This window comes from Micromonospora sp. NPDC049559, assembly GCF_040676675.1.
In the GTDB taxonomy this organism is placed as follows: Bacteria; Actinomycetota; Actinomycetes; order Mycobacteriales; family Micromonosporaceae; genus JBFAPK01.
Genome location: NZ_JBFAPK010000021.1, coordinates 89,460 through 102,805, shown reverse-complemented (window position 1 = coordinate 102,805; position 13,346 = coordinate 89,460). Strand labels below are relative to the sequence as shown.

Annotated in this window: 11 protein-coding genes; 7 read left to right on the top strand and 4 right to left on the bottom strand. The window is 66.5% G+C overall.

All coding sequences use genetic code 11. The features are described 5' to 3' along the window. Nucleotides 1-126: 126 nt before the first annotated feature. Complete coding sequence (locus tag AB0J86_RS22385) at nt 127-1,101, top strand: methyltransferase (RefSeq protein ID WP_363859519.1); 975 nt, start codon at nt 127-129, stop codon at nt 1,099-1,101. Nucleotides 1,102-1,929: 828 nt separating this feature from the next. Here AB0J86_RS22385 and AB0J86_RS22380 read toward each other — a convergent pair. Both AB0J86_RS22380 and AB0J86_RS22375 read right to left on the bottom strand, forming a co-directional pair. Then, nucleotides 1,930-2,307, bottom strand: coding sequence for a DoxX family protein (locus tag AB0J86_RS22380; RefSeq protein WP_363859518.1), 378 nt, complete (start codon nt 2,305-2,307; stop codon nt 1,930-1,932). 253 nt (nt 2,308-2,560) lie between these two features. Next, entirely contained in the window at nt 2,561-3,067 is a 507-nt protein-coding gene (locus tag AB0J86_RS22375) for a MarR family transcriptional regulator (RefSeq protein WP_363859517.1), read from the bottom strand. Between the two features lie 298 nt (nt 3,068-3,365). Here AB0J86_RS22375 and AB0J86_RS22370 point away from each other — a divergent pair, with 298 nt between their 5' ends. The 3 genes from AB0J86_RS22370 (at nt 3,366) to AB0J86_RS22360 (ending at nt 6,040) form a co-directional block, all read left to right on the top strand. Next, on the top strand, nt 3,366-4,046 hold the full coding sequence (locus AB0J86_RS22370) for a hemerythrin domain-containing protein (RefSeq protein WP_363859516.1): 681 nt from the start codon (nt 3,366-3,368) through the stop codon (nt 4,044-4,046). A gap of 608 nt (nt 4,047-4,654) precedes the next feature. Then, the gene (locus tag AB0J86_RS22365) at nt 4,655-5,167 is read left to right on the top strand and encodes a cupin domain-containing protein (protein ID WP_363859515.1); all 513 of its coding nucleotides are present in this window, start codon (nt 4,655-4,657) and stop codon (nt 5,165-5,167) included. A 21-nt stretch (nt 5,168-5,188) separates the two neighbouring features. Next, nucleotides 5,189-6,040, top strand: coding sequence for an alpha/beta hydrolase (locus AB0J86_RS22360; RefSeq protein WP_363859514.1), 852 nt, complete (start codon nt 5,189-5,191; stop codon nt 6,038-6,040). 470 nt (nt 6,041-6,510) lie between these two features. On the opposite strand, the gene AB0J86_RS22355 is transcribed toward AB0J86_RS22360, so the two are convergent. After that, nucleotides 6,511-7,101 (bottom strand): TetR/AcrR family transcriptional regulator, encoded by a 591-nt coding sequence (locus AB0J86_RS22355; protein WP_363859513.1) that lies wholly within the window; start codon nt 7,099-7,101, stop codon nt 6,511-6,513. A gap of 368 nt (nt 7,102-7,469) precedes the next feature. Beyond that, the gene (locus AB0J86_RS22350; protein WP_363859512.1) at nt 7,470-8,702 is read right to left on the bottom strand and encodes a cytochrome P450; all 1,233 of its coding nucleotides are present in this window, start codon (nt 8,700-8,702) and stop codon (nt 7,470-7,472) included. Nucleotides 8,703-9,484: 782 nt separating this feature from the next. Here AB0J86_RS22350 and AB0J86_RS22345 point away from each other — a divergent pair. The 3 genes from AB0J86_RS22345 (at nt 9,485) to AB0J86_RS22335 (ending at nt 13,270) form a co-directional block, all read left to right on the top strand. Continuing rightward, a complete protein-coding gene (locus tag AB0J86_RS22345; RefSeq protein WP_363859511.1) occupies nt 9,485-10,147 on the top strand; it encodes a hemerythrin domain-containing protein in 663 nt (220 codons plus the stop codon). Between the two features lie 446 nt (nt 10,148-10,593). Then, nucleotides 10,594-11,457, top strand: coding sequence for an LLM class flavin-dependent oxidoreductase (locus tag AB0J86_RS22340; RefSeq protein ID WP_363859510.1), 864 nt, complete (start codon nt 10,594-10,596; stop codon nt 11,455-11,457). A 274-nt stretch (nt 11,458-11,731) separates the two neighbouring features. Beyond that, nucleotides 11,732-13,270 (top strand): GMC oxidoreductase, encoded by a 1,539-nt coding sequence (locus tag AB0J86_RS22335; RefSeq protein ID WP_363859542.1) that lies wholly within the window; start codon nt 11,732-11,734, stop codon nt 13,268-13,270. Nucleotides 13,271-13,346: the final 76 nt, after the last annotated feature.

Below are 13,346 nucleotides of genomic sequence, written 5' to 3'. Positions count from 1 at the left end.
GCGATGCCCGGACCACGGTCCGGGATGAGTCCTGTGGAAACGTTCGGAGCCGACTTTCTGTCGAGGGTTCGACTTCGGAGGATTATCGTGACTGATGGTAGACAGCCCCTTTCCGCTGCTTGGCAGATGCGACAGCTTCTGGCGGGTTTCGAGGTGTCTCAGGCTCTTTACGTGATAGCGGAACTGGGGGTGGCCACTGAGCTGTTGGATGGTCCGCGCAGCGTGGAGGATCTGGCCAAAGCCACCAACGCGGACAGGGACGCGCTCGGCCGGATCATCCGATTCCTGACGCCACTGGGTGTTTTCCGTACCCTGGACGGGCGAGTGGAGGTCACCGACCTGGGGCGTACGCTCGCCGACGGTCCGGTGCACTCGTTGCGCGCGGCGGCGCGGTACCTCATGGAGACGCACTACGTTCCGTTCAGCGGGTTGTTGCACACCGCGCGTACGGGGAAGACGGGCGCTAACGAGATTCTCGGCAAGCCGTTCTTCGACTGGGTCACGGAATCGCCTCGCCTGTCCGGGCTGCAGAACGCCGCCATGGCCGGCGGAGGGCGGGTCTCACTAGGCGACCTTCTGGACGTCTATCAGATACCCGCGGGGCAGACGATCGCGGATATCGGCGGGGCGGATGGGTGGCTCCTGGCCGAGCTACTCACCAGGGCGCCCGAGCGCAAGGGCATCGTCTTCGATCTTCCGAACATCGTGGCCGGAGCCAGCGAAGTCCTCACGGCGGCGGGGCTGGACAAGCGGGCGAGCGTCGTTGCGGGAGACTTTTTCGACAGCATACCCACCGCCGACGTCTACCTCATGTCCGTCGTGTTGCACGACTGGGATGATGCGGCCGCCGTTCGAATTCTCCGCAACATCGCCAAGGCCGCCGCTCCCGGCGCGCGCCTGGTCCTGATGGAAATGGTGATGCCGGAGGACGACGGAGCGCACTTCACGAAGACGATCGATCTCGTCATGCTGACGTTGTTCGGCGGCCGTGAGCGTACCCAGGCCGAGTGGCGTCGGCTTCTTGCCGACGGTGGGTTCCGGCTCGACCGCGTCGTGTCCGGATCCGGGGTCATCTCGGCCATCGAAGCAACGCTCAGCTGATTGCTTGTTATGCAGGCGGCCGATCATTCACGTCGCGCAAAACGGAGACGCAGCCTGGTCGGCCTGAAATCGGGGGAGGGGAAGGGCCGGACGCGCCCTTCCCCTCCCCCTTGCGATGGCGTTGTTCATGGTGGTCGGGGTCAGCACCGGCCGCCTCGCGGATCTGGCGCAGCGTGGCCTCCCGATCCATCCCGACGGCCTGCGGCAGGTCGCTGGCGGCCGTGCGGACCCGACCCACGATGTTCCGTTGCAGGGCGGGTACGGCCGCGCCGAGCGTTTCGATGGCAGTGGGCCGGGTATCCGGTATCGGCTCCGTGTCTCCCTACTCGCCAACGAACCCACCAACGGCGCACCCGTGCACGCGGTGCCGGCGGTGGCCCAGGCGACCCGGCCGGGATCGCCGGAACGAGGTTCCCCGGTACGCTCAGGACAACGGCCCGGCAAGCCAGTCCACATTGGCTGGTCCAGGTTCGTGGTGCGAGCTGGTAATGCCCGCGCCCGGCGCGGACCACCGGCGCGCCGGTGCCTGGCACATCGCGCGTCACGTGAGCGGCCCTCCCCGTCGATTCCGCCGGGCGGGCTCGGCCCTCGGGGCGGCACCCGGGCTACGCCGAGCTGACCAGCGTCCCGGATGCCGACGTCGAGGCCGGTGGCGTTCAGTGGAACTTCGAAAAGCTCCTGGTCGCGCCCGACGGTAGGGTGGTCGGCCGGTTCCGGCCGGGCGTGACCCCGGAGGACGAGACGCTGGTCGCCGCCGTCGAGGAGCAGCTACCTGCCCGACGAATCACTGTGCGCTCCGGACCCTCACTCGTGCGGGTGATGGCCCGCTCAGTGGGAGTAGGGACCGAACCTTCCCCAGGCCACGATCAGCGTCAGAATCAGCAGCACCACATTCTTGACGATGCCGTCACGCTCGCCACGTCGGCCGTGGGTGACCGCGGCTCCCACCATGATCAGGGCCAGTCCGGAGGCGGCGAGTGGCACCAGGACGGGGGCCACATCCACCGCCCGCGGCAGTATCAGCCCGATCGCGGCGAGTATCTCCGCCAGGCCGATCATGTTGATCACACCCGGCGAGAAGTCCTCGGCCCAGGTCATGGACGGGTTGGTGAGCAGCTTCTCCTTCGACTGGGCAATTTTCATCAACCCGGCCGCGAGGAAGAACAGGGCGAGCAGGGCAGCGATGATCCACAAGGCGATGTTCACGGATACTCCGATTGATTGGGTTTGATGATGTGCCGGTGATCGGGGCGAGCGATGCCCACCGTGGAGCGCGGACCGGCCCGCCACGGGGCGGATGTCAATGACGAGGAACAGGCATTGATCACGGAAATGGGCGCGGCCGGCCGCAGCGGAACACGGACATGGCTCGGCGTCTCCCGGCGCCCGCGCGGCACGTCGAAACAGACGTTGGCGCCCGACCCGTCATCGCGTCAGCAGCACCCCGGACGTGCCGGTCTCACCCTCGACGTTCGGCTTCCTCGATGGCCGCGTAGATTCGATCGAATAGGGGCTTGAGCATTTTCAGTTCGTCGGGCTCCAGCACGTCGAAGACCAGCGTTCGCACCTTTTCGACGTGTGCCGGCGCGACCGCCGCCAGCTTCTCGTAGCCCTCGCGGGTGAGCGTCGTCCGGACGTACCGACCGTTTTGGGGATCAGGCACACGGTAAACGAGGCCCTGCCGCTCCAAACGCGCGATCACGTGCGAGAGGCGCGAGAGGGACGAGGCGGCCCGGGAGGCCAGGTCGCTCATCCGCAGCGTATGCCCCTCCTGATCGGACAAGAGCGCCAGGGCGTGGTACTCCATCCAGTTCAGGTTCGCATCGCGTTCCAGTTGACGCTCCAATGCGGGGACGAGTGTCGTCAGGACCCTGGCCATGGACTTCCATGCCGACAGCTCACCACCCCTCAGCCAGCGCGGCTCGGCCTCTCCGCCCGACCGCTGCGCCCCGGCGTTCTCCGTCATGATCACCAGCCTATCAAGTGACTTGAAGCTTCAACATCATGTGCTATGGTCGACCCGACAGTCAAGTTGAAGCTTCAACTCTAGGCGTCCCGGTCGCTCGGCACGGCAAGGCAGCATGATCAAACTCGACCTCGTCACCGCGTAGCACCTTCCCGACACCCACGGGTTGCCGGTAAGGGGGCGAAGGCCGCCCGAGCGAGCCGCGGTACCGGTCGCCATTCACGCACACGGCTCTGTCCGCGCCCGCCATAGGAGCGCAAGCGACCTCCGGCGGTGCCCGCAAAAGAAAGAAAGGTCCATGCAGCCCAAGAATGTGAAGATGGCTGACGTGCGCGACATGTACTCGGCGCACGCCATGATGCGTCGCGAATTCCGTCTCCTCCCGCAGCTCATCCGGGGCGTGGCGCGGGGGGACACCCGCCGCGCCAAGGTTGTTGCCGACCACGCCGACAAGATCTGCTCGTTCCTGCACTCCCACCACCATGGCGAGGACCTCTACCTGTGGCCTCTCCTGCTGGAACGGGGAGGCGCGAAGACCGAACAGATCGTGCCCACGATGGAGAAGCAGCATCACGGCATCGAGGAGGCCCTGACGATTGCTGGAGAGCGCCTGTCGCAGTGGCGCTCGACCGCGCAGGGTGGTACGGAACTCGCGGAGGCCTTCCAACTGCTCACCGACCGGCTGGTAGAGCACATGGCGCTGGAGGAGAGGGAGATCCTCCCCCTGGCCGAGCAGTACGTGACCGCGGCGGAGTGGGGCAAGCTGGGCGAGCACGGCATGACCAACACACCCAAGAGCGACCTGATCCTGGGGTTCGGCATGGTGATGTACGAGAGCGACGCCGAGGCGACCAAAGCGATCCTTGCCGACGCTCCGCTCTTCGCTCGCGTTGTCATGCCCCTCATGGCTCGCCGCCGCTACACCTCACACGCCAAGCGCATCTACGGCACCTCCACACCCCCTCGCATCGGACGGTGAGTTGGCGGCGATGGTGTCTCCGCCGACGCCGCGCGCCGGGGCTCGTGGGGTACCGCCGCCGATAGCCGGAGACCTCGACGCGGACCAGGACCGTCGCCTGACAGCCCGGCCCGGAGGCGACGGGAATTCGTAACGCCAGCCGGCCGGGTGGACGCAACCCGTGACGCGGCCTGCCTCGACCGGCCTCCCGCGAGACCACCGCCCACCCGGCCACCACCGGCCGCCACTACCGGGCGCGCGACGGCCGCCATCGCCGGGCGCCGCGCTTCCGGGCGACGACGGATCGAGGGCGAAACTGCCCAGCGTCCGGCCCCGTCCCACCGTCGGTGGGAGAGGTGGCCATGGCGGCCTTGCCGGCCTCGCGAACAAAGGCCGAGACCGCAGCTAGAGAACCCGAACGCGCCCTATTCCGCCGTTTCTTCCGGGAGCCAATTCCAACCCGTCGCCGGGAGCGAGCGCTCGAACCCGCCCTTCTGTCGGCGCGGGTCCTGTTGGCAAACGCCCTGTATGGGCTGCATCACTAGTAGGTAGTTGACAGCGAAATGCGCCCGCACTAGTTTTGTATCGATCATTAAAAAACGTTTCGCTCCGGCTAGGAGGAGCAGGGTATGAGTCTTGCCGGTCCCGGCGCCACGGACCCCCGCTACACCAGAAGAGGCGCGATCTACGTCCCCGCCGGAGAGGGAAAGTCCTACTGGGGTGCGGGCGACACCTACACCGTCAAGGTCGACGAGCGAAGCACCAATGGCTCTCTGCTCTTCGTCGAGGCCACGGTGCCGCCCGGTGGAGGTCCCGAGCCCCATGTGCACAACGCCCACGACGAAGCCTTCTACCTGGTCTCCGGAGAGCTGGAATTTCTCGACGGCGACCAGACGGTGACGGCCGGCGCGGGCGGTTTCTTCTTCGTGCCCCGCGGAACCCGGCACCGCTTCCGCAACCGCGGCGTTCACGCCGCACGCATGATCTTCCTGTTCACTCCCGGCGGCATCGAGAACCTTCTCTTCGTCAATTCCAAATCGGCCGAGCCGGGCGTCGCTCCTCCGATGCAAGAAGGCGGCTTGCCTAAGCGGACGGCGGAGCTGATGGAGCGGTACATGACGGAGATGCTGCCGGATCGCTGAGGGATTTGATCGGAGAGTGCCATGATCGCTAACGAGATTCGAGGTTTTGAGCACGCCTACGCCGATGTCAACGGGGTACGGCTGCACTACGTGACCGGCGGCTCTGGCGAGCCACTGATTTTGCTGCCAGGATGGCCTCGTACGTGGTGGCAGTTTCACAAGATGATGCCCGCACTCGCCGAGCATTTCCGGGTGATCGTCTGCGAGTACCGCGGAATGGGCGACTCCCAGAAGCCGGCCGCAGGGTACGACAAGACCACCATGGCCCGCGACATCCGGGAACTGGTCCGGCACCTCGGGTACGAGAAGGTCAATGTGGCGGGAGAGGACGTCGGCTCATGGATTGCTTTCTTCTTCGCCGCCAACCATCCCGAAGTGACCCGGAAGTTGGCGATGTGGGAACCAGGCGCGCCGGGTGAAAGAGCACTACACATGCCGGCGCTGCCACCGCCGGGAGGTCCCAACGTATGGCACCTGGGCTTCAATCAACTCGACGGACTTCCTGAGAAGTTGTTGGAAGGCCGTTACCGGATCGTCGTCGACTGGCTCGCCGACCAGTTCTCCGGCGACCCGGGTGCGATCGATGAGGAGAGCCGCCAAATATACGGGCGCGCATTCGACTCCGTCGAGTCGATCCGCGCGGTCGCCGGCTGGTACCGAACCCTGTACCAGGACATACAAGAGGCTGTCAGCTACCCAAAGCTGACCATGCCGGTCCTCGTACCCAGCAGCCACCTGGAGACGTCTCGGGCGTCCAACGAGTGGCGGGCGACTGACATCCGATTTGTTGAGTTTGCCGGAGCGGGCCATTACATCTCCGAGGAGCGGCCCGAACAACTCAGTCGTGAACTGATCAAATTTTTCAAAGAGTGAGTCGGCGTTTACGTCAGGCGATCCGGAGCCTGCCGGGCGGGATGCGATGTCCGCCGGGTTTGCGGAAGCGTGCTGCGCGGGTGTAGCGCAGCTCGGTACTCTGGCGTCGCTTGACTTCGGGCGCCGGGGCGTGGCGCGGGGATGAGAAGGCGCTCGCGTCGATCTTGAGTGGTCCGTGCGGACAACCCGCTTTGATCGACGCGGGGCCGCGCCCCCGGCGCAGATCCGCCGGATGGCGAGTCGTCCCGACGGGGCGGCGACGCATGGGTCGGCCGGTTCGCCGGCGGAGCCACGCCATACCACCAGCCGGTTTGTGAAGGGCTCCGGACCGGCGTGGAACCGGAACCGCCTCACTGCCGCCGGTGTTCCTGAGCACGCCATGTTCGGTACGAAACCAGCCTGGCCCGACGAATGGTCACGGGCGCCCCGCACGCCGGTAACCCGGTCGGTTGGGCGACCGGCAGCGAGGTCTACCGCCCCGACTCGGCGCCGCCGGTGTGGCTTTCGGTGGTGCCGGCGGCGCGGTCGGTCTCCGGCCAGCAAGCCAGCAGCTGATCGCAGACCGCCTCCAATGCCTCCCGCGAGGCCCCCGACGCGGCCTGTACGGCCAGTCCCTGGATCACTGTGATCAGCAGGCGCGCGAGGGCCGACGGATTGCTCCCGGCAGGGAGCCTGCCGTCTTGCTGGAAGGCCTCAAAACGGCTGGTCAGTGCCACCTCTCCGCGAGTTCGGGCACGCTGCAGGAGCTGCTGCACGGAACTCGACCGTGGGTTCACGGCGAGAGCGCCGTGAACCGTCAGGCAGCCGGGGGGAGTGTCCTCTCCAGCGATCGTGTCCAGCACGGCCCGCAGGACGGTACGCACCAGCGCCGCGGGCGTTGGCTGCTCCGATGCGATCTGTAGATAGGCGCCGGGACCGGCGAGGTACCGCTCGACCACCTTCTCGAACAGTTCCTCCTTGTCTCCGAATGCCGCGTAGATGCTGGGCGCGTTCATCCCCATCGCCGCTGTGAGGTCGGACATGGAGGTGCCCTGGTAACCCCGCAGCCAGAAGGTCCGCATAGCCGCGTCCAAGACCGCGTCGGGATCGTAGTTCCGAGGACGACCACCAGGCATGACAGCTCACCACCTATCGAAGCGTTGGGACCACAGCCTCGCACTCTTCGTGCGCCAGCCTGCCAAAGCACCGAGCAGCCCGAGGCAAGGGCTCCGGACCCGCAACGATAGGGCGCGCTCTGGGTTCGTCGGCGCGAGGAAGGCCGCACGCCGCGCGACTGGTGTCCGCACGGCGTGACCGAGCTCGCCGCGCAACCACCCTGGTCGTACTGCGCTGCCGTTGGTGGCTCGGACGCGTCAGGCTCTGAGACGTCGACGGGCGGTCGGGGGGAACCTGGGCGGCCCCAGTTCCAAACCCCGACTCACACCGCCTCTCAGCCGTCGCCGAGCCGTACCAGCAGGCTGCGTGGGCCGCGGACCGGGCCGACGGAAATCCTCGGTACCTCCTCCAGCGGCATCACCGGACGTAGGTCGGAAAACCGTCGGAGCAGGGAGCTGATCCCGATGACGGCCTCCATCCGGGCGAGCGGCGCCCCCAGACAGTGATGGATGCCATGTCCGAACGCCAGATGCCGGGCGTTGGCCCGCGCCACGTCGAGTACATCCGGGTCGTCGCCATCGGGCTGGGGTGCGTCCCGGCTCGCCGAGGCGAGCATGACCATTACCACGTCGCCCCGCAGAATCTGCCGCCCACCCAGTTCCAAATCCTCGGCGGCGTACCGGAGAGTGGTCTGCTCCAACGGCGCGTCGTACCGGAGGAACTCCTCCACCGCGCCACCGATCAACTCTGGCCGGGCGCGCAGCAGATCAGCCTGGTCCGGCCGCTGCAACAACGCGAGCATGGCGTTACCAAGCAGGTTGACCGTGGTGTCGTGGCCACCGACCACGAGCAGAAGTCCGGTGCTGATCAGCTCGGTCCGCGACAGCCTGCCGTCCTCCGCGCTGTGTACGGTGATCAACGCCGAGAGCAAATCATCCGTGGACTCAGCCCGCTTCCGCTCGATCAGATCGGCGAGATACTCGCTGAGATTCCGCGCGCCAGCGCGTTGCGTGTCGGATGATGAGCCCAGTAGTGCCCGGGTCCAGGCCCGGAAATTCCTTCGTTCGCCCTGCGGCACGCCCAACATCTCGCAGATCACGGTGAGCGGCAACGGCGCGGTGTACGCCTCGACCAGGTCGACCTCGCGCTGTCGAGCCATCGCGTCGAGCAGATCGTCGGCGATTTGTTGGATACGCGGGGCTAGTCCCTGGACATGGCGGGGAGTGAAGGCGCCGGCCACTAGTCGCCGCAGCCTGGTGTGATCCGGCGGATCCGACGTCAGCATATTCCCACCGATTCCTACGGTGGGCTTGTGGCCGGTGTAGTTGACCTCCCTCAGTGCCTCCTCCGCCGGGCTCGGGTCCTTGAGCAGTGCCGGATGCGTCAGCGCCGCACGTGCCTCGCTGTAGCTGACCACCATCCACAGGTCGAGTCCGCTGCCGCCCCTCACCCGATGAATCGGTCCTCGCGCGCGCAGCTCAGCGAGCCGACGCGGCGCGTCCGCTTTGAACTCGGGGGTTACGACCAGTACCGGTCGACGGTCCGAGCCCATCACATTGGACGACATGTACGACAAACCTCCTGGTGGAACTGGGCAATTGCCGAGGCCATTTGATCGGAGCCTCATCTGGCAGCGCCAGACATCCGTGACCTGCTTCACGTCAGAAGCGGCGAGGACGGGCTGCGGGAGTGCGTCGGTTTTTGTGTTCGAGTCTGCGGTTGTCGAAGTTGTTCGATGGTGGCCTGGCCGCCGTAGGTGAGGATCAGGCCGGTGAGGGGCTTGGCGCAGCCGTGGACCTGGGTGCCGGGCTGCCGTCGCGCGCCGGCCCCACTCGAGAGGCAGGGCCTGGTCATCTTCGCCTGGACGATTGCGGGGAGCGGACGCTGCTGCTCGCGCCGGTGCTGGGAAATCGAGCACCGGTTCAGTTCGGTCGCCGACGCGAGCCGGCGTGTCGCCGTTACGCAGGTGCGCCAGGACCAGCGGCGCGCGCCGGTCAGGGTCAAGGCGACGGTGGCGGGTGACCCCTGGCGGCACGCTTCAGGATCTCCGGTAGCTGTTCCCGAGATACGCCCGGATGGACCCCGACGGCCACCCGGTCCGGAGGGCCACTCGCACAATCCATGAACGGTTCAAAATTCGGAAAGTGAGATTCGTCGCGATGACATCCGCGCGCAGGCGGAGTATTAATTTGGGGATGTTGAATCGACCGCATCGCGTCTCTATGCGGTCGAGGTGAATCAGGTCGATACGCGCCGCAACGCGGACCGAATGGCGGCGGCGACTGACGAACCGAAGGGAACGCTGATGGTTGGAGTCACGGCCCCGTGAGTGCGATTAAGAACGAACCCATGGCTGACGTCCGGGACATGTACATGGCCCATGCTATGTTCCGCCGCGAGTTCAGCCTGCTGCCGGAACTGATCCTCGATGTTCCCGAAGGGGACGGCGCGCGCGCCGAGGTGGTTGGCGCACATGCCGAGCTCCTCTGCTCGATCTTGCACCTGCATCACGAGGGCGAAGACGTGTATGCGTGGCCCAAGCTGCTTGAGCGCGGCGGCGCGGCGGCCGAGGCGATTGTCCCGACAATGGAGGCGCAGCATCACGCCATCGACGAATGTGTCACTATGATCAGGAAGATCCTGCCCGCCTGGCGGTCGACTGGCCGGCGCGGTGCCGAGCTGGCAGAGGTGTGCGACCGTCTGCGGGTCGTGCTCATCGAGCACATGGCTCTGGAGGAGCGCGAGATTCTCCCGTTGGCCGAGAAACTGATGACCGCGGCCGAGTGGAGCCAGCTCGGGGAGCATGGAATGAAGGATATGCCGAAATCCAAGCTGCCCCTGGGCTTCGGCATGGTCATGTACGAGGGCGATCCGGAGGTACTCAAGGCCGTGCTCGCCGACGCGCCACTGGTGGCACGCCTGACGATGCCCATCGTCGCGCCGCGCCTCTACGCGAAGCACGCGAAGCGCGTCTACGGCACCCCGACCCCGCCCCGCATCGGTCGCGGCTGACGACGAAGGGCGCTCTGTCACTGCCGCCACGGCCCGCCGGCCCCCGAATCGGAGCACCGTGCCCACCCTGGGCGCGCCGGATTCAAGACCTCGGACAACCGCTTTCTGTTCGAGCTGACGGGCCAACCGTGCACTAGATGTGCTACCGACAATGTGTCGCTGATGACAGGCGGGACGCAGCCCTCGGCAATTCCACCGGCGCCAGCGCCGCATTCGCGGTCGCCGAGTTTTTCGACGGTGGCAGGTGACCGTATTGGGTAACGGCGCCGGCTCACGCAGCGGGACGGGCGGCGCTTTGGCGATACATATACGTGATAACGAGGCATCGCAAGTCAAAGAGCGCTGTCACACAGCTCTTTTTGTTGTTGCCATACCAATACCGAGGTCACGGCCAATCTCCGCGCCTGCTGTCGCCACCGCGGGCGCGCATAGAAGGAGGCACTGTCATGAAAATTGGGATCGGGATTCCGAACCAGGTACCCAACCTCGACCCGACGGTCATTCCGCCGTGGGCTCGCCGGGCCGAGCAGGCGGGCTTCTCCACGCTGGGCACGGTCGGGCGCATCGCCTACCCCGGTGTGCAGGACACTGTCGCGCTGGCCGCTGCGGCCGGGGCGACGAGCACCATCGGCCTGTTCACCAACGTGCTGCTCGGACCGACGTGGCCGCCGGTGCTGCTCGCCAAGGAACTGGCCGGCATCGACGGCGTCTCAGGCGGCCGGTTCACACTGGGGATCGGACTAGGCGGACGCCCGGACGACTTCACAGTGGAGGGGCGCGGCCCCAAGGGCAAGATCATGGACGCTGACCTCAAGGTCTACCGCGACGTCTGGGCGGGCGGCCACATCAAGGGTGCCCTGACCGAGGGTGGCCGGAACGCGGGCGTCCCGGCGGGCACTCGGCAGATCCCGATCCTCTTCGGCGGTGTCGTGCCGGCCGCGTTCGCCCGAATGGCCAAGCAGGGCGAGGGCTATATCGGTACGTCCCTCCCGGTCACGACGGTCAGCAAGTTGTTCGACAGCGCTCGGGACGCCTGGACAGCCGCCGGCCGGAAGGGTGCGCCGCGGCTGGTCGCGATCACCTATTTCGCGCTCGGCGACGGTGAAAAGGGCCGGGCCAACGTCTACGACTACTACAGCACGGCCGGCGAGGATTTCGCCAAGCTGGTCGCCGGCTACGTCAGCGTCAGCGCCGACGACGTCCGCGACCGGGTGAAGGCCTTCGAGAGCATCGGCGCTGACGAGATCATTTTCAACTCCGCCACGGACAACCTGGACGACATCGAGCGCCTCGCCGAGATCGTCCTCTGAGGTGCTGCGAAAGGCGCGGTGCGAGACAGGGTTTTGATCGGCAGGACGCTCGTATCTCGCCGGACACCTGTCGAGAGATCTTGATGGCCCGGAAGGCGAGCCGGGGTGCCGGTTGAGCCAGGCTTTCACCTCGTCCGTGGCGTGTGTCGACAGGTTCCACACCACGTGCGGTTGGCGGTCGGCGTAGGCCGTCGCGACGGTCTTCGTTACACCAAGCCAGGTAAAAGATCTTCATGCTGCGACACTAGGCAGCTGCGTAGGAAGGGATACGACCCTGAGGACCAGGGACTCTCGCGAGCATTCGTACGACTACATCATTGTGGGCGGTGGGTCAGCGGGATCCGTCCTTGCGGCACGCCTATCGGAGGACGAGAACGTCAGTGTGCTGCTGCTGGAGGGGGGCCCGCGGCGGACCGCGGCCGCGGATGTTCCACCTGTCGGCTGGCCACCACAGCTCGCGACGGACGCGGTCTATCCGTACCACACGGTCGCCCAGCAGAGCATCGGCAGGACTGTCTACCTGCCTCAGGGCAGAGGACTCGGCGGCGGCTCCACGGTCAACGCGATGGTGTTCGTCCGAGGCACTCCGGCAAGTTACGACGCCTGGGGTGCGGCCGGCGCGAAGGGGTGGACATATTCCGACCTCCTGCCCTACCTCAAGCGCGGCGAGCACGCGGCGGGCCGTGACGCGGCCGTACGTGGTCTTGGCGGTCCCATGGTCGTCGCGCCGCTGCCCGAGGCGGATCGCGCCGCGGTAGTGGTCGACGGGCTTGCGGCGGCGGTACAGAGCGGGCATCGCCTGATCGCCGATCCCAGTAGCGGGCTGAGCGAGGGCTTGGGCTGGTTCGACCTCACCATCCGGAGCGGCGAGCGGCTCAGCGTCGCTGACGCCTACCTGACGCCGATTCTCGACCGCCCCAACCTCGCCGTCGTCACGGACGCGGCCGTCCGGCGGCTGTTCATCGACGGGGAACGCTGCATTGGTGTCGAATACGTCGTGGACGGGCTGCCTGTCACCGCGCGATCCGAGCGAGAAGTCGTCCTCGCGGCCGGCACCATTGGATCGGCACATTTGTTGCTGGTTTCGGGCGTTGGGCCCGCCGAGCACCTCGACGCCGTCGGTGTCCGGCCAATCCACGACCTGGCCGGAGTCGGGACGGGTCTGCAGGACCACCCCATGACCGGCCTGGTGTACCCCGCGCGCCAGCCGATCCAGATTTCTACCCGCAGCAACCTCGTCAGCGCCGGGGGGTTGGCGCGTAGCGACCCGTCTGAACTATCTCCGGACCTTCATCTGCTGTTGGTCGAGGCGCCGCTCTATCCTGCCGGCGTTCAGGGACCGGAGAACGCTTACACCATCGTGTTCAGCCTGCTGCGGCCACACAGCCGCGGCACCTTGCGCCTGGCCGGTCCTGATATTGACACTTCGCCGCTGATCAATCCGAACTACCTCGGCGACCCTCGGGACGTCGGAGCCATGGTGAACGGCTTCCGGTTGGCCCGCGAGATCGGGCTGGCCCCCGCACTAGCGCCGTGGCGCGATCGGGAGGCGGTGGCTGTTCCCGACGTCGACACCCCCGAGGCGATCGCGGCGTTCGTTCGTTCGAGCATGACCACGTACTTCCATCCGGTGGGCACGTGCCGCATGGGCAGTGACGGGATGGCCGTCGTCGACCCGGAACTCAGAGTTCGCGGCCTCGACGGCCTTCGTGTGGCCGACGCGTCGATCATGCCTTCCGCGATCGCCGGAAATCCCAACGCGACCGTCGTGGCTATCGCGGAACGGGCGGCGGAGCTTCTCGGCAATTCGTGATGGTTCCAGGGCGACAGCGACAGTACCTCAGTAGGAGATCCGTTTTGACCTGCCGAGGCGGTGTGCTTTCCCGTGG

What these genes read in the sequence shown, in the direction of transcription:
- AB0J86_RS22365 (WP_363859515.1), top strand. Translation starts at nt 4,655, where the DNA reads ATGAGTCTTGCCGGTCCCGGCGCCACGGACCCCCGCTACACCAGAAGA.
- AB0J86_RS22375 (WP_363859517.1), bottom strand. Translation starts at nt 3,067, where the DNA reads ATGACGGAGAACGCCGGGGCGCAGCGGTCGGGCGGAGAGGCCGAGCCG.
- AB0J86_RS22355 (WP_363859513.1), bottom strand. Translation starts at nt 7,101, where the DNA reads ATGCGGACCTTCTGGCTGCGGGGTTACCAGGGCACCTCCATGTCCGAC.
- AB0J86_RS22385 (WP_363859519.1), top strand. Translation starts at nt 127, where the DNA reads ATGCGACAGCTTCTGGCGGGTTTCGAGGTGTCTCAGGCTCTTTACGTG.
- AB0J86_RS22345 (WP_363859511.1), top strand. Translation starts at nt 9,485, where the DNA reads ATGGCTGACGTCCGGGACATGTACATGGCCCATGCTATGTTCCGCCGC.
- AB0J86_RS22360 (WP_363859514.1), top strand. Translation starts at nt 5,189, where the DNA reads ATGATCGCTAACGAGATTCGAGGTTTTGAGCACGCCTACGCCGATGTC.
- AB0J86_RS22340 (WP_363859510.1), top strand. Translation starts at nt 10,594, where the DNA reads ATGAAAATTGGGATCGGGATTCCGAACCAGGTACCCAACCTCGACCCG.
- AB0J86_RS22350 (WP_363859512.1), bottom strand. Translation starts at nt 8,702, where the DNA reads ATGTCGTCCAATGTGATGGGCTCGGACCGTCGACCGGTACTGGTCGTA.
- AB0J86_RS22370 (WP_363859516.1), top strand. Translation starts at nt 3,366, where the DNA reads ATGCAGCCCAAGAATGTGAAGATGGCTGACGTGCGCGACATGTACTCG.